At 69.8% G+C, this 26,949-nt stretch carries 20 protein-coding genes and 1 riboswitch; of the genes, 11 read left to right on the forward strand and 9 right to left on the reverse strand.

The features are described 5' to 3' along the window. Positions 1-125: 125 nt before the first annotated feature. The 8 genes from BJY18_RS09920 to BJY18_RS09955 form a co-directional block, all read right to left on the reverse strand. Positions 126-1,292 (reverse strand): acyl-CoA dehydrogenase family protein, encoded by a 1,167-nt coding sequence (locus tag BJY18_RS09920; protein WP_184779659.1) that lies wholly within the window; start codon positions 1,290-1,292, stop codon positions 126-128. Beyond that, positions 1,289-3,241 (reverse strand): ATP-binding protein, encoded by a 1,953-nt coding sequence (locus BJY18_RS09925; protein WP_184779661.1) that lies wholly within the window; start codon positions 3,239-3,241, stop codon positions 1,289-1,291. Before BJY18_RS09925 ends, BJY18_RS09920 begins: the two co-directional genes overlap by 4 nt. Positions 3,242-3,251: 10 nt before the next feature. Continuing rightward, entirely contained in the window at positions 3,252-4,853 is a 1,602-nt protein-coding gene (locus BJY18_RS09930; RefSeq protein WP_184779663.1) for an acyl-CoA carboxylase subunit beta, read from the reverse strand. Continuing rightward, entirely contained in the window at positions 4,850-6,001 is a 1,152-nt protein-coding gene (locus BJY18_RS09935) for an acyl-CoA dehydrogenase family protein (RefSeq protein WP_312873804.1), read from the reverse strand. Before BJY18_RS09935 ends, BJY18_RS09930 begins: the two co-directional genes overlap by 4 nt. Beyond that, on the reverse strand, positions 5,998-7,695 hold the full coding sequence (locus tag BJY18_RS09940) for an acyclic terpene utilization AtuA family protein (RefSeq protein WP_312873805.1): 1,698 nt from the start codon (positions 7,693-7,695) through the stop codon (positions 5,998-6,000). Before BJY18_RS09940 ends, BJY18_RS09935 begins: the two co-directional genes overlap by 4 nt. Then, positions 7,692-8,483 (reverse strand): TIGR03084 family metal-binding protein, encoded by a 792-nt coding sequence (locus BJY18_RS09945; RefSeq protein WP_184779669.1) that lies wholly within the window; start codon positions 8,481-8,483, stop codon positions 7,692-7,694. Before BJY18_RS09945 ends, BJY18_RS09940 begins: the two co-directional genes overlap by 4 nt. Positions 8,484-8,684: 201 nt before the next feature. Next, the gene (locus BJY18_RS09950; protein WP_184779672.1) at positions 8,685-9,056 is read right to left on the reverse strand and encodes a VOC family protein; all 372 of its coding nucleotides are present in this window, start codon (positions 9,054-9,056) and stop codon (positions 8,685-8,687) included. Between the two features lie 12 nt (positions 9,057-9,068). Then, complete coding sequence (locus BJY18_RS09955; protein WP_184779674.1) at positions 9,069-9,752, reverse strand: TetR/AcrR family transcriptional regulator; 684 nt, start codon at positions 9,750-9,752, stop codon at positions 9,069-9,071. A gap of 73 nt (positions 9,753-9,825) precedes the next feature. Between BJY18_RS09955 and BJY18_RS09960 the strand changes: the two genes are divergently transcribed. The 10 genes from BJY18_RS09960 (at position 9,826) to BJY18_RS10005 (ending at position 24,121) form a co-directional block, all read left to right on the forward strand. Further along, entirely contained in the window at positions 9,826-10,959 is a 1,134-nt protein-coding gene (locus BJY18_RS09960) for an FAD-dependent oxidoreductase (protein WP_184779677.1), read from the forward strand. A gap of 39 nt (positions 10,960-10,998) precedes the next feature. Then, positions 10,999-11,838, forward strand: coding sequence for an enoyl-CoA hydratase-related protein (locus BJY18_RS09965; protein WP_184779680.1), 840 nt, complete (start codon positions 10,999-11,001; stop codon positions 11,836-11,838). Continuing rightward, complete coding sequence (locus BJY18_RS09970; RefSeq protein ID WP_184779682.1) at positions 11,835-12,464, forward strand: acetoacetate decarboxylase family protein; 630 nt, start codon at positions 11,835-11,837, stop codon at positions 12,462-12,464. The genes BJY18_RS09965 and BJY18_RS09970 overlap by 4 nt, the downstream gene beginning before the upstream one ends. 220 nt (positions 12,465-12,684) lie before the next feature. Beyond that, entirely contained in the window at positions 12,685-15,645 is a 2,961-nt protein-coding gene (locus BJY18_RS09975) for a ribonucleoside-diphosphate reductase subunit alpha (RefSeq protein ID WP_184779684.1), read from the forward strand. A 16-nt stretch (positions 15,646-15,661) separates the two neighbouring features. Continuing rightward, positions 15,662-16,735: a ribonucleotide-diphosphate reductase subunit beta gene (locus BJY18_RS09980; RefSeq protein ID WP_184779686.1), complete on the forward strand. Its 1,074-nt coding sequence runs from the start codon at positions 15,662-15,664 to the stop codon at positions 16,733-16,735. A 59-nt stretch (positions 16,736-16,794) separates the two neighbouring features. Beyond that, positions 16,795-16,988, forward strand: a riboswitch (cobalamin riboswitch). A gap of 88 nt (positions 16,989-17,076) precedes the next feature. Then, positions 17,077-19,350, forward strand: coding sequence for a 5-methyltetrahydropteroyltriglutamate--homocysteine S-methyltransferase (gene metE, locus BJY18_RS09985; protein ID WP_184779689.1), 2,274 nt, complete (start codon positions 17,077-17,079; stop codon positions 19,348-19,350). Positions 19,351-19,622: 272 nt separating this feature from the next. Next, positions 19,623-21,092, forward strand: a complete 1,470-nt coding sequence (locus BJY18_RS09990; protein WP_184779690.1) for a cytochrome P450 — start codon at positions 19,623-19,625, stop codon at positions 21,090-21,092. A gap of 250 nt (positions 21,093-21,342) precedes the next feature. Continuing rightward, the gene (locus tag BJY18_RS09995; protein WP_184778676.1) at positions 21,343-22,233 is read left to right on the forward strand and encodes an IS982 family transposase; all 891 of its coding nucleotides are present in this window, start codon (positions 21,343-21,345) and stop codon (positions 22,231-22,233) included. A 285-nt stretch (positions 22,234-22,518) separates the two neighbouring features. Then, positions 22,519-23,775: an IS256 family transposase gene (locus tag BJY18_RS10000; RefSeq protein ID WP_184776778.1), complete on the forward strand. Its 1,257-nt coding sequence runs from the start codon at positions 22,519-22,521 to the stop codon at positions 23,773-23,775. Positions 23,776-23,836: 61 nt separating this feature from the next. Next, the gene (locus tag BJY18_RS10005) at positions 23,837-24,121 is read left to right on the forward strand and encodes a transcriptional regulator (RefSeq protein WP_184778725.1); all 285 of its coding nucleotides are present in this window, start codon (positions 23,837-23,839) and stop codon (positions 24,119-24,121) included. Positions 24,122-24,233: 112 nt separating this feature from the next. Here BJY18_RS10005 and BJY18_RS10010 read toward each other — a convergent pair whose 3' ends face one another. Continuing rightward, positions 24,234-24,596 carry a hypothetical protein gene (locus BJY18_RS10010; RefSeq protein ID WP_184784472.1) on the reverse strand — a complete coding sequence of 121 codons (363 nt, stop codon included), beginning with the start codon at positions 24,594-24,596 and terminating at the stop codon, positions 24,234-24,236. 543 nt (positions 24,597-25,139) lie between these two features. Between BJY18_RS10010 and BJY18_RS10015 the strand changes: the two genes are divergently transcribed. Next, complete coding sequence (locus BJY18_RS10015) at positions 25,140-26,945, forward strand: EAL domain-containing protein (RefSeq protein WP_184779692.1); 1,806 nt, start codon at positions 25,140-25,142, stop codon at positions 26,943-26,945. The last annotated feature ends 4 nt before the right edge of the window (positions 26,946-26,949 follow it).

The following is a 26,949-nucleotide window of genomic DNA, read 5'->3' on the forward strand; positions in this document are numbered from 1 at the left end:
GGCCTCGGCCGGCGGTCGGAACAGCGGACGGAACCATGTGCACTCCAGAACTCCGGTGGTTCGCGGACGGACGTTCAGGACCCGCGGTGCGCGCGAGACCGGACGGCTGCGCTGCATTCGGTGGCTCAGTACGACTTCGGCAGCCCCAGGCTGTGCTGTCCGACGAAGTTGAGCACCATCTCCCTGCTCACCGGCGCGATCCGGCCCAGCCGGACCGCGGTGACCAGGGTGCCGAGGCCGTATTCGGTCGCGAGGCCGTTGCCACCGTGGGTCTGCACCGCCTGGTCCACCGCGCGGATCGCGACCTCCGCGGCGGCGTACTTGGCCATGTTGGCCGATTCGCCGGCCGCGAAGTCGTCGCCGGAGTCGTACAGCGAAGCGGCCTTCTGGGTCATCAGCCGCGCCAGTTCCAGTTCGATCTTGGCCTGCGCGAGCGGATGCGCCAGGCCCTGGTGCGAGCCGATCGGCGCGCCCCAGACCTGGCGGTCCTTCGCGTAGCCGACCGCCTTGTCCAGCGCGTACCGGGCGATGCCGAGCGAGAACGACGCACCCATGATGCGCTCGGGGTTGAGTCCGGCGAACAGTTGCGCGATCGCCGCGTCCTCTTCGCCGACCAGTGCTTCGGCCGGGAGCCGCACGTCGTCGAGGAACAGCGCGAACTGGTTTTCCGGGGCGATGATGTCCATGTCGATCTTGCGGGCCTCGAACCCCGGCGTGTCCGTCGGCACGACGAACAGTGCCGGCTTGAGCCGTCCGCTCTTCCCGTCCTCGGTGCGGCCGACGACGAGCACCGCGTCCGCCTCGTCGACGCCGGAGATGTAGACCTTCCGGCCGGACAGCACCCAGTCGTCGCCATCCCGGCGGGCGGTGGTGGTGATCCGGTGCGAGTTCGACCCGGCATCCGGTTCGGTGATCGCGAAGACGATCTTCCTGCTTCCGTCCGCGAGCCCGGGCAGCCACTGCTTCTTCTGCTCCGGCGTGCCGAACCGCGAGAGCACGGTCCCGACGATCGCCGGGGAGACCACCATCAGCAGCAGCGGGGTGCCGCCGGCGGCGAACTCCTCCAGGACCGCGGCAAGGTCGGCGATCCCGGCGCCCCCGCCGCCGTACTCCTCGGGCAGGTTCACGCCGAGGTAGCCGAGCCGGCCCGCCTCGGCCCACAGCTCGTCGGTCTTCTCGCCGGTACGCGCCTTCTTCGCGTAGTACTCGTAGCCGTACTTGCCGGCCAGTTCGGCGACGGCCTTGCGCAGCGCCACCCGCTCCTCGGGTTCCACGAAGTTCATCGCGTTCATTTCTCGTCTCCCACCACAGCCAGCACCGTGCCCACTTCGACCTGTTGCCCCGCCTCGACCGGAAGCTCGGCGACCACGCCGTCCGCCGGTGCCGAGATCCGGTGTTCCATCTTCATCGCCTCGAGCCACAGCAGCGGATCGCCCGCCGCCACGGTGTCGCCGGCCGCCACCGCGACCCGCACCACTGTGCCGGGCATCGGCGCCACGAGGGAGCCCGCGGCGAGTGCGGCCTCGGGGTCGGCGAACCGCGCTACCGCGGTCAGTGCCACGGATCCCAGCGGAGAGTCCACGTAGGACACATCCGCCCAGCGGGACACCTCGAACGTCCGGCGTACTCCGGACACGTCCAGCACGACCCGATCCGGTTCCGCCGAGACCAGCTCGACGTGGTCATATCCTTCGGCCCGCAGCCCGTCGCGGGTGAGCGAGTAATCGACCTCGTAGCGGTCTTCACCGAGGCTGAACGTCTTCCGCAGCGGCGCGGACCGGACATTGCGCCAGCCGCTGGGCAGCCTGCCCAGCGTGGTCGCGGACGCGCGGTTGGCGGCCGCGTCCGCGAGTGCCGCGGCCAGCGCCGAAAGCCGCCGAGTGTCCGTTGTGGCCAGTGGCCGGGCCAGGGTGTCGAGCCCGTGCCGGTCGAAGAAGGCCGTGTCGGTCTCTCCCGCCAGGAACGCCTCGTGACGGAGAATGCGCACGAGCAGGTCGCGGTTCGTGACCACACCGTGGATCTTGGCGCCGGCCAGCGCCGCGGCGAGCCGCCGGGCGGCCTCGGCACGAGTCGGTGCCCACGAGATCACCTTCGCCAGCATCGGGTCGTAGTGCACGCCGACCACCGATCCGGGCTCCACACCGGAATCCAGCCGCAGCCCGGCGCCGTGCCGGAAGGAACGGTCCACATCGGGCACCTCGAACGAGTGCAGGGTGCCGCTCTGCGGTTGCCAGCCGGCCGCCGGATCTTCGGCGTAGAGCCGGACTTCGATCGAATGCCCCTCCGCCGCGGGAGGTTCGGGGGCGAGCGCGGCACCTTCGGCGACCGACAGCTGCAGGGCGACCAGATCGAGCCCGGTCACGTTCTCGGTGACCGGATGCTCCACCTGCAAGCGCGTGTTCATCTCCAGGAAGTAGAACCGGCCGTCCGGGGCGGCGAGGAATTCCACCGTGCCGGCCCCGACGTAATCGATGGCCTCCGCGGCTTTCCGGGCCGCGTCGAACAGTTCGGCCCGCATTTCCGGACCCACGAACGGCGAAGGTGCTTCCTCGACCACTTTCTGGTGCCGCCGCTGGATGGAGCATTCGCGCTCCCCCACCGCCCACACCGTCCCGTGCGTATCGGCGAGCACCTGCACTTCGATGTGCCGGCCGGTCTCGAGGTACCGCTCGCAGAACACCGTGGAGTCGCCGAACGCCGAGCCCGCTTCGGCCCGCGCACTCTCCACCGCTTCGGCCAGCTCCGCCACCTCGCGTACCACGCGCATCCCGCGCCCGCCACCACCGGCGGATGCCTTCACCAGCAGGGGAAGGTCGCTCTCGGTGACTTCGCCGGGATCCAATTCGGACAGTACCGGCACGCCGGCCGCGGCCATCAGCCGTTTCGACTCCACTTTGGAGCCCATCGTCTCGATCGCCGCCGGCGACGGGCCGACCCAGGTCAGCCCGGCTTCGAGCACCGCCCGAGCGAACGCGGCGTTCTCGGAAAGGAAGCCGTAACCCGGGTGGATCGCATCGGCACCCGCGTCCACGGCAGCCCGCACGACCAGGTCCGCCCGCAAGTACGTGTCTCCCGGCGCATTCCCCGGGAGCCGGACCGCGACGTCCGCCTCCCGCGTGTGCGGCGCCTCCGCATCCGCGTCGGAAAACACCGCCACGGTACCGATTCCGCCGGTGCGGCAGCTGCGGAACACCCGGCGCGCGATCTCGCCGCGGTTGGCGACCAGCAGGTTCTCGATCACTGAGCCACCCCTACATCCGGAAGACGCCGAAGCCACCCTCGGCGCCCTTCACTGGTCCGTTGTGGATCGCCGACAGGCTGAGCCCGAGCACCGTGCGGGTGTCGCGCGGGTCGATGATGCCGTCGTCGTACAGCATGCCGGAGAGGAACATCGGCATCGACTCCGCCTCGATCTGGTTCTCCACCATCGTGCGCATCGCCGCGTCGTTCTCCTCGCTGTACTCCTGCCCGCGGCCCGCGGCAGCAGCCCTGGCCACAATGGACAGCACACCGGCCAGCTGGGCCGGCCCCATCACCGCGGACTTCGCGCTCGGCCAGGCGAACAGGAAGCGGGGATCGTAGGCACGCCCGCACATCCCGTAGTGCCCCGCGCCGTAGGAGGCTCCCATGAGGACGGACAGATGCGGCACCTTCGAATTGGAGACCGCGTTGATCATCAGCGCACCGTGCTTGATGATGCCGCTCTGCTCGTACTCCTTGCCGACCATGTAGCCGGTGGTGTTGTGCAGGAACACCAGCGGGGTGTCGATCTGGTTGGCCAGCTGGATGAACTGAGCCGCCTTCTGCGACTCCTCACCGAAGAGCACCCCGCGGGCGTTGGCCAGTACTCCCACCGGATACCCGTGGATGTTCGCCCAGCCGGTGACCAGGCTCGACCCGTAGAGCGGTTTGAACTCGTCGAAGTCGGATCCGTCCACCACCCGGGCGATCACCTCGCGCGGGTCGAACGGGACCTTCAGGTCGGTGGGCACGATGCCCAGCAGGTCCTCGGCGTCGAACACCGGCTCGGCGTAGCCGGTCCGCGGCGCCGGGCCCTGTTTGCGCCAGTTGAGCCGCTTGACGATCCCGCGGCCGAGCCGGATCGCGTCCTGCTCGTCGGCGGCGAGGTAGTCGGCCAGTCCGGAGGTGCGTGCGTGCATTTCCGCGCCGCCGAGGGACTCGTCATCGGACTCCTCCCCGGTGGCCATCTTCACCAGCGGCGGCCCGCCCAGGAACACCTTCGCGCGCTCCTTGACCATCACCACGTAGTCCGACATCCCCGGCAGGTACGCCCCGCCCGCGGTGGAGTTCCCGAACACCAACGCGATCGTGGGCACCTTCGCCGCCGACGACCGGGTGAGATCGCGGAAGACCCGGCCACCGGGGATGAAGATCTCCTTCTGGGTGGGCAGATCCGCACCGCCGGACTCGACCAGGTTGATCACCGGAAGCCGGTTCTGCGCGGCGATGTCGGCCGCACGGAAGGACTTCTTCGTGGTCCACGGATTGCTCGCGCCACCCTTGACGGTGGGATCGCTCGCGGAGATCAGGCATTCGACGCCCTCCACGATGCCGATACCGGTGATCACGCTCGCTCCCACGCGGTAGTCCGAGCCCCAGGCGGCCAGCGGCGAAAGCTCCAGGAACGGCGAATCCTCGTCCAGCAGCAGCTCGATCCGTTCCCGCGCCAGCAGCTTGCCGCGCCGGCGATGACGTTCCACGTACTTCTCGCCACCGCCGGCCACCGCCTTGGCGTGTTCGGCGTCGATCTCCGCGAGCTTCTCCAGCATCGACTCACGGTTGGCGGAGAACTCGTCCGCCCTCGTGTCCACTCGGGTCCTCAGTGTGGTCATGCGGTGTATCCCAATCGCTTCGCGGCCAGGCCGGTGAGGATTTCGGTGGTGCCGCCGCCGATCCCGAGGATGCGTACGTCACGGTAATGACGTTCCACCTCGGACTCGCGCATGTAGCCGAGACCGCCGTGCAGCTGCACGGCTTCGTTCACGACCCGTTCGGCGGCCTCGACAGCGGTGTTCTTGGCGAAACAGGCCTCGGCGATCACCTCTTCGCCGGCGACGTGCCGGACCGCGGTCTGCCGGGTGTAGGTGCGTGCGACGTCGACCTTGCGGGCCATTTCGGTGAGCTTGTGCTGCACGAGCTGCCGGGAAATCAGCGGACGGCCGAAAGTCTCGCGCATCCGGCACCACTCCAGCGTGAGCTCGAGCGCGCGCTGTGCGTGCGCATAAGCCTGCACGGCCAGTGACAGCCGCTCCGTGACGAACTGGGTGGCGACCTGCGCGAATCCGCTGTTCTCCGCGCCGACCAAATTCTCCACCGGCACGCGTGCGTCCACATAGGACAACTCGGCGGTGTCGGAAGCGGCCCAGCCCATCTTCTCCAGCTTGCGTGACACGGTGAACCCGGGCGTACCACGTTCGACGACGAGCAACGAGATCCCGTGCGCACCCGGCTCGCCAGTACGCACCGCCGTGGTCACGAAGTCCGCACGGCAGCCGGACGTGATGAACGTCTTGGCCCCGTTGACAACATATTCGTCGCCTTCCCGGACCGCGGTGGTACGAATCCCGGCGACGTCGGAGCCACCGTCCGGCTCGGTCACCGCGAGCGCGCCGATCTTGTCCCCGGCGAGCGTCGGCCGCACCCAGCGCTCGATCTGCACCGGGTCGCCGGCCTCGGCGACGTGCGGTACGGCGATCCCGCAGGTGAACAACGACGCGAAAAGGCCACCGGATCCACCCGCGTAGTGCAGTTCCTCGGCGACCACCAGCGCGTCGAGGTAGTCGCCGCCACCACCGCCCACTGGCTCCGGGAACGAGACGCCGAGCAGTCCCAGGTCACCGGCCTTGCGGTGCAGGTCGCGGGGCAGCTCCCCGGCACGCTCCCACTCGTCGAGGTGCGGCAGGACTTCCTTCTCCGCGAACCGCCGTACCGTCGCGCGCAGCTCCCGGCGTTCGGGTGTCGCGAAGGGATCCAGGGTCACAGCAGCTCCTCCGGCACGTCGAGTTCCCGCGCCCGCAGCCATTCGCCGAGCGCTTTCGCCTGCGGATCGAACCGTGCCTGCGAGGCGACGCCTTCGCCGAGGATCCCCTCGACCACGAAGTTCACCGCCCGCAGGTTCGGCAAGATGTGCCGGGTGACCGGCAAGCCTTCGGTTTCCGGCAGCAGCCGGCGGAACTCCGCCACGGTGAGCCGGTGCGCAAGCCAGCGCCAGGCGGCGTCCGAACGCACCCAGACGCCGACGTTGGCGTTGCCCCCCTTGTCCCCGCTGCGGGCGCCGGCCACTTTTCCGAGTGGGGCCCGTCGCACCGGACCCGAGGGCAACGGCTCGGGCAGCGCCGGTTCCTCCACTTCGGACAGAACACGGGTTTCCGCGGCCGGCGCGATGTCGACCCGCGTTTCATCGGGCAGCACCGCCACGTGCGGTACCTCGGCAGCGTCCACATAGGCCGCCGAGTAGACCCCGTAGGGCGAAGCGTCCGAAGGCGGTGCTGTGACGTGGAAACCCGGATAGCTGGCCAGCGCCAGCTCCACCGCGGCCCCGCTGAACGCTCTGCCGGCGACCTTCGGATCGGCGTCCTTCACAGTAACGTGCAAGAGCGCGCTGGCCTGTTCCTCGGTTTCCGCGTCCGCGTGATCGGTACGGGCGAGCGTCCACTTGAGATCCGCGGGGCGCCGGTTCGCCAGCGCCCCTTCCAGCTGCTCGCGCACCAGCGCGGCTTTCTCCTCGATGTCGAGTCCGGTGAGGACGAACGTGGTCTCGTTGCGGAAACCACCGAGCCGGTTGAGACACACCTTCAACGTCGGCGGCGGCGCTTCCCCGCGCACGCCGGAGATCCGGACCCGGTCCGGACCGTCCTCGTCCAGCACCAGGGTGTCGAACCGGGCGGTCACATCGGGGTTCGCGTAGCGGGCACCCGCGATCTCGTACAGCAGCTGCGCGGTGACCGTGCCGGTGTTGACCGCTCCCCCTGTGCCCGGGTGTTTCGTGATCACGCTGGACCCGTCGGCGTGGATTTCCGCGATCGGGAAACCCGGGACCCCGATCGGCTGCTCACGGAAGAACGCGTAGTTGCCGCCGGTCGCCTGGGCACCGCATTCGATCACGTGCCCGGCGGCCACCGCGCCGGCCAGCGCGTCGTAGTTCTCCCGCGCCCAGCCGAAGTGCGCCGCGGCCGGTCCGACGATCACCGAGGCGTCGGTCACCCGGCCGGTGACGACCACGTCGGCTCCCGCACGCAGACCCTCCACAATGCCCCAGGAGCCGAGATAGGCGTTGGCGGTCAAGGGCTTGCCGAAACCGAGCTCGTCCGCGCGGCCGATCAGGTCGTCCCCCTCGACGTGCGCGATCGAGACGTCGAGGCCGAGTTTCCCGGCCAGCGCGCGCAGCGCGGCGGCGAGCCCGGCCGGATTGAGCCCGCCCGCGTTCGCGACGATCCGGACGCCCTTGTCCTTGGCCAGGCCCAGGTTCTCCTCCATCTGCCGGAGAAACGTCTTCGCGTACCCGCGATCCGGATCCTTCATCCGGTCCCGGCCGAGGATGAGCATGGTGAGCTCGGCGAGGTAGTCACCGGTCAGTACGTCCAGCGGCCCGCCGGTGAGCATCTCGCGCACGGCGGAGAACCGGTCGCCGTAGAACCCGGACGCGTTGCCGATCCGCAGCGCTGGGGCGCTCACGCGAACTGCCCTGCTTCGCGCCCGGATCCGGGCGGCCCGGCGAACGCCTGCGCGATGCCGAGCCATTCGCGCACCTCGTCGCCGGTGGCGACCAGGTCGGTGTCGTCGGGGTGGCGGCGCTGCGTGACGACCAGGCAGAAGCCGAGCGCGCTGCCGGTCAGCCGTTGTTCGGCGCCCTCCGGGCCGAACGCCCAGACAGTGCCGTCCGGTGCGGTGAGCTCCACCCGGAACTCCTCCACGGGTGGCGCGAGCGAGTTCAGTTTGTAGGCGAAGTCCCGGGTCCGCGTGCCGAACCGGGCGATGTGCCACAGCCGCGCGCCGGGCTCACGGGTGACTCCGAGCGCGTCGGCGATGTCCTGCCCGTGCGCCCAGGTCTCCATCATCCGCGCGGTGGCCATGGACGCCGCGCTCATCGGCGGCCCGTACCACGGCAGCTTTTGCCCCGCGGGCACCGCGGCGAGCGCTTCGGCGAGCTCGGCGCGCACAGTGCGCCACCGCGCGAGCAGCTGCCCCGGCGACTGCTCGGCCCCTTCGACGGCACCGCGGTCGACGTAGTCCTCGCCGACGCTGAGCAAGTTCTCCACCTCGGCCTGCCAGTCTTCCGGACGGCTCGCGGAGATCAGCGCCTTCTCGTCGGTCCACGCCAGATGCGCGATCTGGTGCGCGACGGTCCACCCCGGGGCCGGCGTCGGCCGCGCCCAGTCCGCGGGCGCCAGGTCCGCCACGAGGTCGTCGACCACCTGCGATTCGTCCGCCAGATCCCCGAGGATCACGGCGAGATCAGCCATCCTGCGCCTCCCAGCGTCAGCGGGCACCTGGCGCCCAGCCTGGACCGCGCCGCGAGAAAAATCAAGCACGCATGATTGTTTCCCCGCGACGGTCGCTCCGGACTTCCCCGCCCCGACCACCGACCAGCCGCAACCGGACAATCCGTGAACGACACCTTCACGGATTCCTGGAGGCCTGCACGACCTCCAGCCGGAGTGTGTTCAGCCGCGCCCGGTTTCGATCACGCAGAACCTGTTGCCCTCGGGGTCGGCCAGCACGACGAAATCCGCGTCCGGCGGGTAGTGCGGCCAGTCGACCCGGCTCGCGCCCAGCGCCACCAGGCGGTCGACTTCCGCCGCCTGGTCGGCGGCATCCCCCGCGTACAGGTCCAGGTGCACCCGCGGCTCCTCCGGCGCGGGCCCGTCGGTGAGCTGAAGCGACAACCCCGGCCCCGCTCCCCCAGCGGGGACCAGTACCACGAAGTCCGGTTCCGGATCCGCGTCGCGCGGGACGTAGCCGAGAGCGTCCTGCCAGAAGGCGGCTGCCCGGGCCATGTTCCCGGCGCCGAGGACCACCGTGCCGAGTCGAAGCATCGTCCGGCCTTTCTACGAGAGACGCAGGCCGGCCAGGACAAGGTCGATGCCCGCGAGGAACTGCTCCCGGTCGTCATGGTCGCGCATCTGGCCGGCGATCGCGCGCGCGAACGAGTACTCGTCCGGATCGAGCTCTTCCCATGCGGTCGACACCGCGTCGAGGAAATCGGCCCGGTTCGCGCCGTCGGCCGAGGTGCGGGCGCTCGCCGAGTTCGCGGCGTTCTGGCCGGCGGCACCGAGGACGTAGTGCACCAGCACCGAAGTCGTGACGAACCAGGTCGCCTCCGGCACGCCGAGCGCGCGGACCCGGCGGCCGATGCTCTCGTAGATCCGCGGCACCACCGGCCCGTTCCGGGTGAACTGCCTCGACAGCTGTCCACCGAGCCAGGGATGGGCGGCAATCGCCTCGTACAGCCCCAGCGCGACGGCGCGGAGTTCGTCCTCCGGCCCGGCCGGGGACTGCTCGCTCCCGACGGCCAGCGCGTCCGCGACGACCCCGTCGGTGGCGACGGCCAGCAGCTCGTCCTTGTTCGCCACGTGCCAGTAGATCGCGCCCGGTCCGGTGGCCAGCCGCTCGGTGAGCACCCGGAACGTCAGCGCGCTCTCGCCACCGGAGTCCAGCAGCTCCACCGCGGCCTCGACGATGCGCTCCCGGGAGAGCGCCGCGCTTCGCCGCCCCTTCCGTGTTGCCGTCATCTCCTCATCTTGACACGACTGGAGCGGCGTTCCAAGATTGGAACAGCATTCCAGACAACCTCGAGGAGTTCTCATGAGCCCGCACGTCACGATCATCGGAGCCGGCCTCGGCGGCCTCGTCCTGGCCCGCGTTCTGCACGTCCACGACATCCCGGCCACGGTCTACGAGGCCGAGGCCTCGGCCACCGCGCGAACGCAGGGCGGGCTGCTGGACATCCACGAGGAAAACGGGCAGCTCGCCCTCGAAGCAGCCGGCCTGACCGGGGAATTCCGCAGCCTGATCCTGGAGGGCCATCAGCAGATGCGGATTCTCGACCGGCACGCCGCGGTGCTCTACGACGAACCCGACGACGGCACCGGCGGCCGGCCAGAGGTGTCCCGCGGCGACCTCCGGCGGCTGCTGCTCGACTCGCTCCCGCCCGGCACCGTCCACTGGGGACACAAAGTCACCGGCGTCCGCGCGCTCGGCGAAGGCAGGCACGAGGTGACCTTCGCGCACGGTGCCACGATCACCACCGAGCTGCTGGTGGGCGCGGACGGGGCCTGGTCGAAAGTCCGGCCGCTGCTGTCCGGTGCCGTTCCGGAGTACACCGGAATGTCTTACGTCGAAACCTTTCTCGCCGACTCCGACACCCGGTATCCGGCCACCGCGAGCGCCGTGGGCGGCGGCGGCATGCTCAGCCTGACGCCGGGCAAGGGCATCCAGGCGCACCGGGAAAAGGGTGACACCCTGCACGCCTACGTGGCACTCACCCGGTCACCGGAGTGGTTTGCCGGCATCGACTTCACCGACGCCGCCGCGGCGGCCACGCGGATCGCCCGGGAGTTCGACGGCTGGGCACCGGAACTCACCGCGCTGATCACCGGCGGCGAAAGCGCTCCGATCCTGCGCCCGCTCCACACGCTGCCGATCGAGCACCGATGGGAACGGGTACCGGGCGTCACTCTGGTCGGCGACGCGGCACACCTCGCCCCGCCGAACGGCGAAGGCGCCAACTTGGCCCTGTACGACGGCGCCGAACTCGGTGCGGCACTGGCCGCCCACCCCGGCGACGCGGAAACCGCGCTCGCCGAGTACGAGCGGGCGATGTTCCCCCGCAGTGCGGAAGCCGCCGCCGACGGCGCGCAATTGCACGAACTCATGTTCGGTGACGCCGCGCCGCAGAGCCTCATCACCATGTTCACCGGGGCCGGCCCGTCTTATTGACAGCTTGTCAGCAACGCCGTGGTGGCCTATTTTCGGCGCATGGATTCCTACGCGGAGGTCAGCTACGAGGTCACCGCGCGGGTGGCGACGGTGTTGCTCGACCGGCCGCGGGCACGCAACGGCTACACCGTGCGGATGGCCGACGAGCTCGCCGACGCGCTCGAGCGGGCGGACCGCGACGACGACGTGCGCGCCGTCGTGCTCGGCACCACCGGCACCGACTTCTCGGTGGGCGCGGACCTCGCCTCCGGCGGTTTCGACTTCGGCACCGGGGACGGGCCGCCACCCGGATGGCAGGAGCCGGCCGGGCGGGTCTCCCGCCGGATCTTCACCATGGCCACCCCGGTCATCGCCGCGTTGCGCGGCGCCTCGGTCGGGGCCGGGATCACCATCACGCTTTCCTGCGACTACCGCCTCGCCTCGACGGATTCGAAGTTCGGGTTCGTGTTCACCCGCCGCGGCATCGCCCCCGAAGGCGGGGCCGCCTGGTACCTCCCGCGGCTCGTGGGAATGGGCACCGCGTTCGACTGGCTGCTCAGCGGCCGCGTGTTCGGCCCGGACGAGGCGCTGCGAGCCGGCCTCGTGCACCGCGTCGTCCCGCCGGACGAGGTGCTCGCGCAGGCACAGCAGCTGGCCGCGGAGCTCGCCGCGCACACCGCGCCGGTCGCGGTGGCGCTCACCCGGCAGATGCTGCACCGGATGGCGGCGGCACCCACGCCGTACGAGGTGCACGAGCTGGACTCGAAGCTGGTCGGCGATCTGCCCGCGAACGCCGACGCGGTCGAGGGAGTCCGCTCCTTCCTGGAGAAACGCCCACCCGAATTCCCCGGACGGGTCGGCACCGACCTGCCGTCGTACCTGCCGTGGGTGAACACGTGACCGGCTATCCACCCGAGCCCTGGCAGCTGGCCGGGGAAGCCCGTTTGTCGATGTGGCGACTGCCGGCCGCCGAGCTGCCCGACCTTCCCGCGGGCGTGGAACCGGTGCTGCTCGCCGGGCACGCGTCCGTGTTCGCCGCCTGGATCGACTACCTGCCACCGGGTCAGCTGAGCTACCACGAACTGCTCTCCGCGGTCGCCGTGCGCGGGCGCGGACTGGCCGCGTCGATCACCGAAATCTGGGTCGACAGCGAGGTTTCCCGCGACGGCGGACGGGAGCTGTGGGGTATCCCGAAGGACCTCGCGTCCCTCGTTTTCACCGGCGGGCGCACGTTCACCGCGGCCACCGGGGACGACTGGATCGCCACCGCCGCGTTCACCCCGCGGGCCGGGCTGCCGGTCGCCGTGCCCGCCCGGTTCGAGATCGCGCAGACGCTGCGCGGCCGGCTCGCGCGCACTCCGGTCCGCTGGCGGGCGAAGCCGTACGCGGCCGCCGCCGACTGGTCGATCAACCCCGGCGGACCGCTCGGGCACCTCGCCGGACGACGGCCCGTGGCGAGTGCCGCGCTGCGCGGTTTCCGCCTCACCTTCGGTCCGCGCGAGCGCTCCACCAGCGCCTCTCGGTGATCGCATAACCCGCGAGGGTGAAGCCTCGACACGCCACCCCTTGGGGCACGTGCAAGCCATTACCCCTACATGTAGTCTCTGATCACCGGCAGCCCCCAGCGACGGGGAGACCGCTTCGGGAGGGTCGCCGGGCAGTTTCGGAAAACCGCAGCGCAGGGCCCCGCCGGGCCGTGTGCGGCACGAACGCGCCCTTTTCGGGTCGGCGAGGTGGGAGACACGCATGTCAGTGGAAACCGGTCAGCGACCGCCGGCGACGGCGGAGCGGACGCCGAGCACCGTCCACGTCATCCGGCGGGACGGCAGCGTCTCGCCCTTCGACGCGGGCAAGATCTCGGTCGCGCTGACCAAGGCCTTCCTCGCGGTCGAGGGAGACGACGCCGCCGCGTCCTCGCGCGTGCACCACGTGGTCGCCGAACTGACCGCGCAGGTGGAGGCCGCCCTACTGCGGCACGCCGGCCCGGAGGCCGCGCTGCACATCGAGCAGATCCAGGACCAGGTCGAACTTGCCCTGATGCGCGGTGAACACCACAAGGTCGCGCGTGCCTACGTGCTCTACCGCGAGGAGCGCGCGAAGGCGCGCGAGGCCGTCACGCCCGCCCCGGCCGAAGCCGCGATCAGCGTGAAGAGCGCCGACGGCACGGTCCGCCCGCTCGACTGGGCCCGCGTGGCACACGTCGTCGGCGAAGCGGTCGCCGGGCTCAAGGACACCTCGGCCGAGCCGGTGCTGGCCGAGACGAAGCGCAACCTCTACGACGGCATCGGCGCCGACGAGCTGGCCCTGGCGCAGATCCTGGCCGCGCGCGTGCTCGTCGAGCAGGAGCCGAACTACTCCTACGTGAGCGCCCGGCTGCTGCTGGACAAGCTGCGCGGGGAGGCACTCAGCTACCTGGCCGGCACCCCGCGCCAGGCCAGCCAGGACGAGATGGCCGGCGAGTACGCGCCGTACTTCCGTGCTTACCTGCGCCGCGCGATCGAGCTGGAGCTGGTGGACGGCGAGCTGGCCACCTTCGACCTCGACCGGATCACCGCGGCGATCCATCCGGAGCGTGACCTCGACTTCGGCTTCCTCGGCCTGCAGACGCTCTACGACCGGTACTTCCAGCACCACGACGGCGTCCGCTTCGAGCTGCCGCAGGCGTTCTTCATGCGGGTGGCGATGGGCCTGGCGATTCGGGAGGACGACCGGGAATCCCGTGCCATCGAGTTCTACGAGCTGCTCTCCACGTTCCACTTCATGGCCTCGACCCCCACGCTGTTCAACTCGGGGACCACCCGCGCCCAGCTCTCGTCCTGCTTCCTGACCACAATGGACGACGACCTGGACTCGATCTTCCAGGCGTACAAGAACAACGCGCTGCTGGCCAAGTACTCCGGCGGCCTCGGCAACGACTGGACCCCGGTCCGCGGGCTCGGCGCGCACATCAAGGGCACCAACGGCCAGTCCCAGGGCGTGGTGCCGTTCCTGAAGATCGCCAACGACACCGCGGTCGCGGTGAACCAGGGCGGCAAGCGCAAGGGCGCGGCGTGCGCGTACCTGGAGACCTGGCACGTCGACATCGAGGAATTCCTCGACCTGCGCAAGAACACCGGCGACGACCGGCGGCGCACGCACGACATGAACACCGCCAACTGGGTGCCCGACGAGTTCCTGCGCCGCGTCGAGGCCGACGCGCAGTGGACGCTGTTCTCCCCCAACGAGACGCCCGACCTGCACGACCTCTACGGCACCGCGTTCGCCGAGCGCTACCGCGAGTACGAGGCCGCCGCGGAGCGCGGCGAGATCAAGGTGTTCCGCAAGGTCCGCGCCGTGGAGCTGTGGCGGCGGATGCTGACCATGCTGTTCGAGACCGGGCACCCGTGGATCACCTTCAAGGACCCGTGCAACCTGCGTTCGCCGCAGCAGCACACGGGCGTGGTGCACTCGTCCAACCTGTGCACCGAGATCACCCTCAACACCAGCACCGACGAGGTCGCGGTCTGCAACCTCGGTTCGGTGAACCTGCTCAAGCACGTGGGTCCGTCCGGGATGGACACCGCGCGGCTGGAGAAGACCGTGCGCACGGCGGTCCGCATGCTGGACAACGTGATCGACATCAACTTCTACACGATCCCGGAGGCGCGCCGCTCCAACTTGCGCCACCGGCCGATCGGGCTGGGGCTGATGGGCTTCCAGGACGCGCTGTTCGAGCTGGGCGTGCCGCTGTCCTCGGACGCCGCGGTGCGGTTCGCCGACGAGAGCATGGAGCACATCTCCTACTACGCGATCTCCGCCTCGACCGACCTCGCCGAGGAACGCGGCCGGTACCAGTCGTTCGAGGGATCGCTGTGGAGCCGCGGCATCCTGCCGATCGACTCGATGCAGCTGCTGATCGACGCTCGCCAGGGCGACGCGCTCGACGTGGACACTTCGTCCACTCTGGACTGGGCGCCGCTGCGGGAGCGGGTGAAGACCGTCGGGATGCGCAACTCCAACGTGATGGCGATCGCGCCGACCGCGACGATCTCCAACATCTGCGGGGTGGGCCAGTCGATCGAGCCGCTGTTCCAGAACCTGTTCGTCAAGTCGAACATGTCCGGGGACTTCACCGTGGTGAACCCGCACCTGGTGCGCTCGCTCAAGGAGCGCGGCCTGTGGGACGAGGTCATGGTCAGCGACCTGAAGTACTTCGACGGCAGCCTCGGCCAGATCGACCGGGTGCCCGACGATCTCAAGGCGCTGTACGCGACCGCGTTCGAGATCGAGTCGAAGTGGCTGGTGGACGCCGGTTCGCGGCGGCAGAAGTGGATCGACCAGGCGCAGTCGCTGAACCTGTACATCGCCGCGCCGAGCGGGCGCAAGCTCGACGAGCTGTACCGCTACGCCTGGCACAAGGGCCTCAAGACCACCTACTACCTGCGCGCGCGGTCGGCCACGCACGTGGAGAAGAGCACCCTGCGCGGCACCGACGGCAAGCTCAACGCCGTCTCGGCCACGCCGGCCGCCGCCCCCGCGGCGAGCGCTTCCCCGGCCCCGGCCCCCTCGCCCAGCCCGTCCCCCTCGCCCGCGGCCGCGGTCCCGGCCACCCCACCCGCCGCGACCCCGGAGCCGAAGGAGATGCCGAAGGTGGAGGACGTCGACTTCGTCGCCACCGAGGGCGCCGCCTGCCGGATCGACGACCCCGACTGCGAAGCCTGCCAGTAAAGGAAACCCGGAGACGATGACCAACGTGGAGACCACGGACGCGACCGGTCTCGGTGAGATCGAGGTCGGCGCGGCCCGGATCGACGTCGACGACAAGCGGATGATCAACGCGCGCGCCGACGTCAACCAGCTGCTGCCGATGAAGTACCGGTGGGCGTGGGACAAGTACCTGGCCGGCTGCAACAACCACTGGATGCCGACCGAGGTGGCGATGCAGGCCGACATCGCGCTGTGGAAGTCGACCGACGGCCTCACCGAGGACGAGCGGCAGATGCTCAAGCGCAACCTCGGCTTCTTCGCGACCGCGGAATCACTGGTGGCCAACAACATCGTGCTCGCGGTCTACCGGCAGATCACCAACCCCGAATGCCGCCAGTACCTGCTGCGCCAGGCCTTCGAGGAGGCCGTGCACACGCACACCTTCCAGTACATCTGCGAAAGCCTCGGCCTGGTCGAGGGCGAGCTGTTCAACATGTACCGCGAGGTTCCCTCCATCTCGGAGAAGGACGCGTGGGCGCTGAAGTACACGCAGAACCTGGAGAACCCGGACTTCGAGACCGGCACGCCGGAGGCCGACCAGGCCTTCCTGCGGGACCTGGTCGCGTTCTACGTGATCTTCGAGGGCATGTGGTTCTACACCGGGTTCGCGCAGATCCTGTCGCTGGGCAGGCGCAACAAGATGGTCGGCATCGCCGAGCAGTACCAGTACATCCTGCGCGACGAGTCGATCCACCTGAACTTCGGCATCGACTGCATCAACCAGATCAAGATCGAGAACCCGCACCTGTGGAGCGAACAGTTCCAGGCGGAGGTGCGCGGGATGCTCGAGGACGCCTGTGAGCTGGAGGTCGCGTACGCGCGCGACACCATGCCGCGGGGCATGCTCGGGCTGTCCGCGCAGCTGTGCGAGCAGTACATGCACTTCATCACCGACCGGCGTGCCCAGCAGATCGGCCTCGCGCCGATTTTCGGGGAGACGGAGAACCCGTTCCCGTGGATGTCGGAGGCGATGGATCTGAAGAAGGAGAAGAACTTCTTCGAGACCCGGGTCATCGAGTACCAGTCGGGCGGCGCCCTCGACTGGGACTGAGCCCGCCCGCTAGGCTCGGCCACGCCACTGGTTCGCCGGGGCGTGGCCGAGTTCGCCTGTGAGCACAGCCGCGTTCCGGTGAGGCAACAGGGAACCCGGTGTGAATCCGGGACTGCCCCGCAGCGGTATGTGGGAACGGAAGCCGTCACCGCGCAAGCGGTACAGCACTGGGCGCGAGCCCGGGAAGCGACGGCCGGTAGGCATGAGCGCTACGCCCACGAGTCCGAAGACCTGCCCGTGGTACGCGCGCCGACGGCGTGCGTGAGTCCGGGCCTCGTGGGACAAGGCGCGACCGAAGCACGGTTTCCGCGTGCCCGGGCTCTTCCGGCGAGCACGTGAGGATGCATGCTGTGGACACCATCGGCACCACTGTCCTGGGCTACCCGAGGATCGGGCCGGAGCGCGAGCTGAAGCGGGCCCTTGAGGCCTACTGGGCGGGCGCCGGCACCGAAGCCGATCTGCTGGAGACCGGGCGGGTGCTGCGCGAGCGGACCTGGACCGCCCTGCGCGACGCGGGTCTCGGCTCGGTCCCGTCGAGTACCTTTTCGCACTACGACCAGATGCTGGACACCGCGACACTGTTCGGCGCGCTGCCCGCGCGGTTCACCAGGCTGGGCCTTTCGCCGCTGGACACCTACTTCGCCGCCGCGCGCGGGGTGCCGGACGCGCCCGCGCTGGAGATGACGAAGTGGTTCGACACCAACTACCACTACCTCGTCCCGGAACTGGGTCCGGACAGCCGGTTCACGCTGACCGGCACCGCACCGGTCGACGAGGTCCGCGAGGCTCGCGCACTCGGCGTCACGCCGCGCCCGGTGCTGGTCGGGCCGGTCACCTTCCTGTTGCTCGCGAAGCCGGACACCCCCGGTTTCCGGCCGCTCGACCTGCTCGACGAGCTGCTGCCCGCCTACGCCGAGCTGCTGCGCCGGTTGCGGGCCGAGGGCGTGGAGTGGGTCCAGCTGGACGAGCCGGCGTTCGCGGCCGACCGGAGCACCGCCGAGCTGAACGCGCTGACCCGCGCCTACCACGTGCTGGCGAAGGAGACGGACCGGCCGAAACTGCTGGTGGCCGGGTACTTCGGCAGGCTGGGCCGGGCGCTGGGTGTACTGGCCCGCTCCCCGATCGAGGCGCTGGCGGTGGACCTCGTCACCGATGAGTCCTTTGTGGACGAAGTCGTCGTGGAAGGTGCCCTGCGGGACAAGGAAGTTCTCGCCGGGGTGGTCGACGGGCGCAACGTGTGGCGTACCGATCCGGACCGCGCGCTCGCGCGGGCACGGCGGCTGGTGGGCACCGCGGCCCGGGTCAGCGTGAGCACGTCGTGCTCGCTGCTGCACCTGCCCTACGACGTGACCGCGGAAACCCGGCTCGATCCGCGGCTGCGGAGCTGGCTCGCGTTCGCCCGCCAGAAGGTCGACGAGGTGGTGCTGCTCGGACAGGCGCTCGCCGGCGAGGACGTGGACCTCACCCCGGCCCGCGACGCGGTGGCCGACCGCGCGGGCGCCACGGAGCTGACCGATCCGGCCGTACGCGCCCGTCTCGCCGGGCTGACCGAAGCCGACGCCGTCCGGCCGCCGTACGCCGACCGTGCCGTCGCGCAGGCGGCCGCGCTGGATCTGCCGGACCTGCCGACGACCACCATCGGCTCGTTCCCGCAGACCGGTGACGTCCGCCGGGCCCGGGCCGCGCACCGGGCGGGCCGACTCGGCGACGGCGAATACCGGGCCGCCATGCGCGCGGAGATCGAACGCGTGGTGCGGCTGCAGGAAGACCTCGGCCTGGACGTGCTGGTGCACGGCGAGCCGGAACGCAACGACATGGTGCAGTACTTCGCCGAACAGCTGGCCGGGTTCGCGGCCACCGAGCACGGCTGGGTGCAGTCCTACGGTTCGCGCTGCGTGCGCCCGCCGATCCTGTACGGCGACGTTTCCCGGCCGGCGCCGATGACCGTCGAGTGGGCACGGCACGCGCAGGCCCTCACCGCACGTCCGGTCAAGGGCATGCTGACCGGTCCGGTGACGATCCTGGCCTGGTCCTTCGTCCGCGACGACCAGCCGCTGGGCGACACCGCACGGCAGGTCGCGCTGGCCATCCGCGACGAGGTGGCCGATCTGGAGGCTGCGGGCATCCGTGTCGTCCAGGTCGACGAGCCCGCGCTGCGTGAACTGCTGCCCCTGCGCGCGGCCGGGCACGAGGAGTACTTCGGCTGGGCGGTGCACGCGTTCCGGCTGGCCACCTCGGGCGTCGCGGACCACACCCAGATCCACACGCACATGTGCTATTCGGAATTCGGCGAGGTGCTGCCCGCGATCGATGCCCTGGACGCCGACGTGACCAGCATCGAGGCCGCACGGTCCAAAATGGAGGTGCTGGCCGACCTCACCGCGGCCGGTTTCGCGCGCGGGGTCGGACCGGGTGTCTACGACATCCACTCCCCGCGGGTGCCGGACGCGGATGAGGTGACCGGCCTCGTCCGGACGGCGCTCGCCGCGGTCCCCGCCGGCCGGCTGTGGGTCAACCCGGACTGCGGGCTCAAGACCCGCGGCTACGCCGAGGTCGAACCGGCGCTGCGGCACCTTGTCGCCGCGGCCCGGCAGCTACGCGCCGAACCGCGCTGACCCTGCCCGTCCCTGCTGCTGTGCAGGCCTCTCCTTCGGGGATCTGTTCCCTGAAGGAGAGGCCTGCACGGACTTCCGCCCCGGCGGTCTCACCCGGATGGGCCACGGGACGGGTATTGTCACAGCGTCAACAAGGGCGCACCCTGGAACCGACGTGGTCTCAGTACCCGGAGGTGGTCGTCGTGACCGGCACAGTCGGCAGGGTCGCCGGAGCGAGCGGTGCAGTCGCCAGAGTCGCCGGAGCGAGCGCCGCAGCCGCGAGGGTCGCCGGGATGCGCGGCGCAGCCGGCAGGATCACCGGAGCGGCCTCCGCGGCGCGGGAGCGGATGCCTCCGCTGACCGCGATCCCGTTGCCCCGCGGCGTGGACGAGCGGTGGCTCGGCGCGCGGTGGCCGGTGCGGGAGCTGGCCGCGCCACCACCGGGCAGCGGGCTGGAACCGGTCCTCGGCGACGACGGGCCGCCGGTGGTCGGGCACGCGCCGGACATGATGCGTTTCGGCCTGGAGTTCACCTTCCGCCGTTTCGAGCAGTACGGGCCGGTGTCCTGGTCCGGCGCGTTCGGCCGCCGGATCGTGTCGCTGTCCGGGCCGGAGGCCACCCGGATCGCGCTCGTGAACAAGGACAAGGCGTTCTCGCAGGAAGGCTGGAAGTTCTTCATCGAGCACTTCTTCGAACGCGGGCTGATGCTGCTGGACTTCGGCGAGCACCACCTGCACCGCCGGATCATGCAGCAGGCGTTCACGCGGGACCGGCTGGAGCGCTACGTCACGCAGATGGGCCCGCCGCTGCGGGAAGGCATCCGCGCCTGGGGCGCCGGCGGACGGCCACGGCTGTACTGGGCGCTCAAGCAGCTGACCCTCGACGTCGCGACCCGGGTGTTCATGGATCTTCCGTCCTCCGGCGGCGGGTTCGACGCGGCGCGGATCAACCGCGCCTTCGTGAGCGCCGTGCGGGCCGGCACCGCGCTGGTACGCCATCCGGTGCCGGGTGGCCGCTGGGCGGCAGGGCTGCGCGGGCGACGACTGCTGGAGCGCTACTTCGGCGCGAACCTGCCGGCGAAACGGGCCGGCGGCGGGGACGACCTGTTCTCCGCGCTGTGCCAGGCCGTCACCGAGGACGGCGACCGGTTCGGCGACGTGGACGTCGTGAACCACATGATCTTCCTGATGATGGCCGCACACGACACCACGACCATCACCAGCAGCGCGATGGCCTACTACCTCGCCAAGCACCCGCAGTGGCAGGAACGCGCACGGGAGGAATCGCTGCGGCTCGGCGACGAGCTGCCGGACCTCGAGGCACTGGAAAGCCTCGAAACACTGGATCTGGTGATGAAGGAGGCGCTGCGGCTGCGCGCGCCGGTGCCCTCGCTGGCCCGGATGACCACAAAGGACACCGAGGTGCTCGGCCACCACCTGCCCGCGCGCACGCTGGTCAGTGTTTCCCCGACGATCAACCACTTCGACCCGGAATGCTGGACCGACCCGAGGTCCTTCGACCCGGAGCGGTTCGGGCCCGATCGCCGGGAGGACAAGACCCACCGCTTCGCCTGGATGCCCTTCGGGGGCGGGGCGCACAAGTGCGTCGGACTGCAGTTCGGCAGCCTCGAGGTGAAGGCGCTGATGCACGAGATGCTGCGGACCTACCGCTGGTCGGTGCCGGAGGACTACCACGTGAAGTGGGATTACGTCTCGCTTCCGGTGCCCGCCGACGGGCTTCCGGTACGGCTCGCCTATCGTTGACGGCTGCCGCGAGAAGCGGGTATCGGCCCGGAAAACGGACACACCAGATCACCACGATCGAGCACTCAAGGTGACATGATGTCACCAGTTGTGTAGCGTCCATCACTCGTTCAGCCGGTAGACACCCCGTTTCGCCCGTGGTGCCGTGGCATCAATCGCGGCCAACTCGTACCTAGATGAGTGATTCCGTGAAGGTCGTGTGAAGTGGCCCCGAGTGTGGGCATGAGTGGAGGGTGCTCATGATCATTTTGTGAAGAACGACCTGAACACCCTCCTGACGGCACTGTACGTGCTCGTCGATGACCATGTGGTGCTGCCCCGGACCGGCCGGGGACGGCGCCCACTACTCACGGACAGTGAGTTGATCACGCTGGCCACTGCCCAAGTGTTGCTGCGGTATGACTCCGAGCGCCGATGGATTCGCCATCTTCATGCCGACTCCCGGTGGCGTGAATGGTTTGCTCATCTTCCTGGGCAGTCCGGCTACCACAAGCGGTTAAAGGCATCAGAACCGTTGCTGCGCAAGACCATCCTGGCCCTTTCCCTGTGCTGTCCGTCCTGGTTTGACGACATGTGGATCACCGATGCCACCCCGGTGCCGTGCGGGATGTCCCGGGAAACCGTGAAGCGCTCCGACCTGGCCGGCCACGCCAGTTACGGCTACTGTGCGTCACACTCTCGGTGGTATTGGGGGCTCAAGCTTTACCTCGTCTGCGCCGGCGACGGCATGCCGATCATGTGGTGCCTGGCCAACCCGAAACTCGGCGAACGCGAGGTCTTGGCCGCCCTGCTCGAGCACAACCACCACCTCGTTCGTGACGGCCAGACCCTGTTGGCGGACAAGGGTTTCGCCGGCAAGGAATTCAAGAAGCTGACCGCGGCGATGGGGCTGGAGTTGCTGCGCCCGGACCGCAAGGACGAGACCTACCGCAACGGCAACCTCGGCGGTGTCCGTCAACGGATCGAGTCGGTCAACCAGACCCTCAAGGGCCAGCTCGACCTCGAAGCCCACGGCGGACGCACCCCCGCCGGAGTGTTCACCCGCGTCGCCCAACGCCTGCTGGCCATGGCCGCCGGCATCTGGCACAACTGGAACACCGGCCTGACCAGCAAACGATCACTCATCGCCTACGACCACTAACACTAACTTCACGGAATCAGCCGTCTAGGTGGTATGCCCTGTACGGACTGCCTACGGCAGACGCCGACCAGTCCTGAACTGAGCGGCGCCTGATGGCAAGGTTCGTTCACGTCAGCGGCTTCACCGAGGACGTAGACCCGTCCCTGGTCCCGCCCGTGGGGGTTACGTCCGCGGAGGTGGTGTACGGGTTCGTCGCTGGTGAGCGGCGTGGCGTCGTGACGTGAGACGGCCACCGCGTGATCTTTCTCGAGTACCGACCAAGGAACTCCAGGAAGGACCACCACGATGGCCGCACCACACAGTGTGGACCCTGCCCAGCTTGTCGAGGAGCTCGCCTCGGCGGGTGTGTCGCCGGATCTGTTGCAGACGATGATCGCGACGATGGCGAACGCGTTGATGTCGTCGCAGGCCGATCAGCAGTGCGGGGCCGGCTATGGCGAGCGCAGCAGCGAGCGGACGAACCAGCGCAACGGCTACCGGGCCCGGGAGTGGGACACCCGAGCGGGCACGATCGAGTTGGCGGTGCCGAAGCTGCGCCAGGGCTCCTATTTCCCGGACTGGCTGCTGACCCACCGCCGCCGCGCCGAGCAGGCCCTGGTCACCGTCGTGGCCACGGCCTACCTACTCGGTGTCTCCACCCGGCGGGTGGAGAAGCTGGCCGAACAACTCGGGGTGAAGTCGCTGTCGCGTTCGCAGGTCAGCGAGATGGCCACGCACCTCGACGGGCAGGTCGCCGCGTTCCGCGAGCGCCCGCTCGACCAGGGCCCGTACACGTTCGTGTGGGTCGACGCGCTCACGGTGAAGGTCCGCGAAGACGGCCGGGTGGTCAACGTGCACGCGCTGCTCGCGACCGGGGTGAACGCCGACGGGCACCGCGAGATCCTCGGCCTGGATGTGGCCTCCAGCGAGGACGGAGCGGGCTGGTTGGCGTTCCTGCGCGGTCTGGTCGCCCGCGGCCTGTCCGGGGTCCAGCTCGTCATCTCCGACGCCCATCCCGGCTTGGTGGCGGCGATCGCCTCGGCGTTGCCGGGTGCGGCGTGGCAGCGGTGTCGCACCCACTACCTGCGTAACCTGCTCTCCCGTGTTCCGAAGTCGGCGCAGCCGCATGTCGCTACGCAGGTGCGCACGATCTTCGACCAGCCCGACGCCGACGCCGTCACAGCCCAGTACGGACGCGTGGTCGACACTCTCACCGCGCGCTGGCCCGACGCAGCCGAGCACCTCGACAACGCCCGCGATGAGCTGCTGGCGTTCACCGCATATCCGCGCGAGGTCTGGCGCCAGATCTGGTCGAACAACCCTCAAGAGCGACTGAACAAGGAGATCCGCCGTCGCACCGACGTGGTCGGGATCTTCCCCGGCCGCGACTCCCTGATCCGCCTCGTCGGCGCCGTCCTGGCCGAACAGAGTGATGAGTGGACCGAGAACCGCCGCTACATGGGCCTCGATCTACTGGCCCGCTCACGCATCCGCATCGTCACCACCGAAGCCGCACCGACCGGCAGCGAGGCACTCATGACAACCGAGGCAATAACCGCCTAGAATCCCGAACCAAGATCACGCGGAGTCGATCTCATACACCACTCCGCCGGACGTGACCCCAGTGCGACTACTGATCGCCGTCTTCCTGGCGGACCAACAGTGGCACGACTACTCGGCGCTCCGCGAAGAACTGGGGCTCCCTCCGGCCGTTCTGTCGAAACAACTGGCCACGCTGCGCATAGCGGGTTACCTGACCACGCGACCGACAACGGACGGGCGGCGGTCAGCATGGCGGCTCTCGGACCGTGGCCGTGACCAACTGCTCTCACACCTCGCCGGATGGCAACGCCTGATCGGTGCCGCGTCCAAGGCAGTCGCGGCAGCCCGCGCGAACGATTGCCGCTGAGCCTCCGCTCACCGGCTGGCCGGGACAGCCACCGGCCCCAAAGCAGGGCGGGGCGGGTTCCCCCGACGACCCGTCCCGCCCGTCCCATCGGGCTTCCGACGCGCCTCGACCGTCAGTCGGCGAGCGTGTCGGCGGGCATCAGCGCAAGTAGACGCCGTGTGGTGGCCTCGTACTCAACGTATGCCCGAGCGTCGTCCGGACCACCGGCCGCGATCATCTCGTCGTAAGCGAGTGCTTGCGCGGCGTTCACCGAAGCCACCTGCGTCAGCATCCGCACAGCACGCTCGGAACGGCTCCGCATGTCGGCCATGCCGGGGAGCCCTCGCTCATCAAGCCCGGCGAACAACCCGGCGGCCCGTCCCTCGGTCTCCGCACACGCCCGGAAAGCTGCCGCCCTCCGGCGCAACTCATCGGCGAAGCTCGGCGGGACATCGTGACCAGAGGTCGCGTCGGCAGGCTCACTCACGTCAGCCATCATGCCCGACACCCGACGAGCACACGACCGATTAGGTCTGACGAACCGCACTACGGCGTGGTCCGGTCGGCTGCCCTGCTCAACCTCCCGACGAGCCGTCGTCCGAGTTCACAAGTAGGTAAACAATCAGGCAGTCGCCTTGGGGGACTCCAAGTCCCTCAAGGACCCCTTGACAGCCCAGCTTGATCGGACAGGAAGCGTAAGTAGAGCGGAGGTTGGTTGGTGTCGTCCGTGGGTGCTGTTACGGCCGGTCTCCTCGCGGCGATCCGGGTGCGGCAACCCCGTGTCTTGGCGACTCGGCGAGCCTTGTGGCACGAGCAGAAAGCGCAGATCTTTGCCCACACATCGACCTTGGGCACCTCCCCCTTCTGCCGCCGACGCGACCCCACTTCACACGAACTTCACGGAATCACTCATCTAGTGTGGGTCCTTGCTTCCCGGCACCCGGTTTGAGCTGGCCTTTGTCCGCATCCGAAGAGGTGGAGTGTGCCGGAGCCTGGTCCCGCACCAGGGTGGGTCGACGCCGCGCGCAGGTACGCGGCCATGCTGACCGACACCAACGGAGTAACGCTCCCCGCCGCCGAGCTCGAGCGGACGCTGCTCGCCTTCGCCGGCGAGGTCGCCGCTGCCCCGCCGGCGGACGACGGTGCGCTGCTCCGCTTCACCGCGCTGTTCGGCGCCGCGCCGATCGGCATCGCGCTGGCCGACCCCTCCGGCGTCATCGTGGAAGCGAACGCGGCGCTCGCGAAACTCCTCGGCGCCGCGACCGAGCGGCTGTTGGGCAGGCACCTCGCAGAACTGGCCGCCACCCCGCAGGACGCCGGCCGGCTGCGTGCCGGGCTGGAGCGGATCACCGACGCCGGCGACGAACGGCGGACGGTGCGGGGCGTCCACCTGGACCACCGCGTGGACGGCGGCCTGATCACGAACGTCACGCTCGCCTCGCTGCCCGGCGACCAGCCGGGCACCCGCTTCCCGGTGCTGATGGCCGCCGACGCGGACGACCTGCACCTGCTCGGGGAACGGCTGCTGCACCAGAACCTGCACGATCCGCTCACCGGACTGCCGAACGGTGCCGCCTTCACCGCCCGGCTCGAGGCCGCGCTCGCCGCGGCCGACGACGGTGAGATCGCCTTGGTCTACCTGGACGTCGACGGGTTCCGGGTGGTCAACGACGGGCTCGGCACCGGGGTGGCCGACCAGGTGCTGAAGAAGGTGGCGGGCAAGCTGAACGCCGTGTTCGGCGGACCGCACGAGGGCTACGAGGGTTACGTGGCCCGGCTGTCCGGCGACGGGTTCGCGGCACTGCTGCGCGGTCCGCAGCTGACCCGGCCGCACGCGGTGGCACTCGTCGACCGCGCGCTGGCCGACCTGAACGAGCCGGACTACCTCGACGGGCAGGGCATCGGCGTGAGCGCGAGCGCCGGCATCGTGGTGCGCCCGGCCGCCGAGGGCGAGCACGTCGAGCTGCTGCGGGCCGCGGAACTCGCGCTGCACCGGGCGAAGGAGGCCGGCAAGGCGCAGTGGATGCTGTTCGATCCGCAGCAGGACGCCCACGACCGCAGCCGGTACCAGCTCGGCGCGGTGATCGCGGGGGCGCTGGAGAACGGCGAGTTCTCGCTGATCTACCAGCCGACCGTGAAGCTGGCCAAACCGGACGAGATCGCCGCGGTGAACGCCGGGCTGCGCTGGCATCATCCGGAGCAGGGCGAGCTCGACTCCGCCGAGTTCTACCCGCTCGCGCAGACCACCGGCATGACCGTGCCGCTCGGCCGGTGGCTGCTGGCCGAATCGCTGGCGGCCACCGCGCGCTGGCGCGACCGGTACGGCGACGCCGCGCCGGACGTGTGCATCCGGCTGCCGAAGCGGCTGGCCACCGATCCCGATCTGGTGCTGCTGGTCAAGGAACAGCTCGACCGGCACGCGTTGCCCGCCCGCGCGCTGCGGCTGTGCACCGACCGCGAGTCGATGTTCGACGGCAAGGGCGAGGTGCTGGATTCCTTCACCGTGCTCGCCGACCTGGGCGCGCAGCTGGTGCTCACGATTTCCGGCTCGTCCGATCTCGAGCTGATCCCCCGGTTCGGGCTGCCGGTGCGGCACGTGATCCTCAGTGGCGCGGTGATCGACGCGCTCGCCGAGGACCCCGCCGAGACCGATGTGCGCCACCTCGGCCAGCTCGTCACCCGGGCCAAGGAGCTGAACCTGCGGATCGGCGCGGAGGGGGTGCGCAGCGCCGGGCACGCCCAGCGGCTGCGGGAGCTGGGGGTGCTGGCCGCGCGCGGCGCGTTCGTCACCGACTCGGCCACCGGCGACGAGGTGGACGAGATGATCGAACGACACGCCCGCTGACCCA

The organism is Amycolatopsis jiangsuensis, assembly GCF_014204865.1.
In the GTDB taxonomy this organism is placed as follows: Bacteria; Actinomycetota; Actinomycetes; order Mycobacteriales; family Pseudonocardiaceae; genus Amycolatopsis; species Amycolatopsis jiangsuensis.

Excerpts from the sequence above, each read along its gene's own strand:
- BJY18_RS09990 (WP_184779690.1), top strand. The coding sequence starts at position 19,623 with ATGCGCGGCGCAGCCGGCAGGATCACCGGAGCGGCCTCCGCGGCGCGG.
- BJY18_RS09920 (WP_184779659.1), bottom strand. The coding sequence starts at position 1,292 with ATGAACGCGATGAACTTCGTGGAACCCGAGGAGCGGGTGGCGCTGCGC.
- BJY18_RS10000 (WP_184776778.1), top strand. The coding sequence starts at position 22,519 with ATGGCCGCACCACACAGTGTGGACCCTGCCCAGCTTGTCGAGGAGCTC.
- BJY18_RS10010 (WP_184784472.1), bottom strand. The coding sequence starts at position 24,596 with ATGGCTGACGTGAGTGAGCCTGCCGACGCGACCTCTGGTCACGATGTC.
- BJY18_RS09930 (WP_184779663.1), bottom strand. The coding sequence starts at position 4,853 with ATGACCACACTGAGGACCCGAGTGGACACGAGGGCGGACGAGTTCTCC.
- BJY18_RS09955 (WP_184779674.1), bottom strand. The coding sequence starts at position 9,752 with ATGACGGCAACACGGAAGGGGCGGCGAAGCGCGGCGCTCTCCCGGGAG.
- BJY18_RS10015 (WP_184779692.1), top strand. The coding sequence starts at position 25,140 with ATGCTGACCGACACCAACGGAGTAACGCTCCCCGCCGCCGAGCTCGAG.
- BJY18_RS09980 (WP_184779686.1), top strand. The coding sequence starts at position 15,662 with ATGACCAACGTGGAGACCACGGACGCGACCGGTCTCGGTGAGATCGAG.
- BJY18_RS09975 (WP_184779684.1), top strand. The coding sequence starts at position 12,685 with ATGTCAGTGGAAACCGGTCAGCGACCGCCGGCGACGGCGGAGCGGACG.
- BJY18_RS09950 (WP_184779672.1), bottom strand. The coding sequence starts at position 9,056 with ATGCTTCGACTCGGCACGGTGGTCCTCGGCGCCGGGAACATGGCCCGG.
- BJY18_RS09945 (WP_184779669.1), bottom strand. The coding sequence starts at position 8,483 with ATGGCTGATCTCGCCGTGATCCTCGGGGATCTGGCGGACGAATCGCAG.
- metE (WP_184779689.1), top strand. The coding sequence starts at position 17,077 with ATGCATGCTGTGGACACCATCGGCACCACTGTCCTGGGCTACCCGAGG.
- BJY18_RS09965 (WP_184779680.1), top strand. The coding sequence starts at position 10,999 with ATGGATTCCTACGCGGAGGTCAGCTACGAGGTCACCGCGCGGGTGGCG.
- BJY18_RS09960 (WP_184779677.1), top strand. The coding sequence starts at position 9,826 with ATGAGCCCGCACGTCACGATCATCGGAGCCGGCCTCGGCGGCCTCGTC.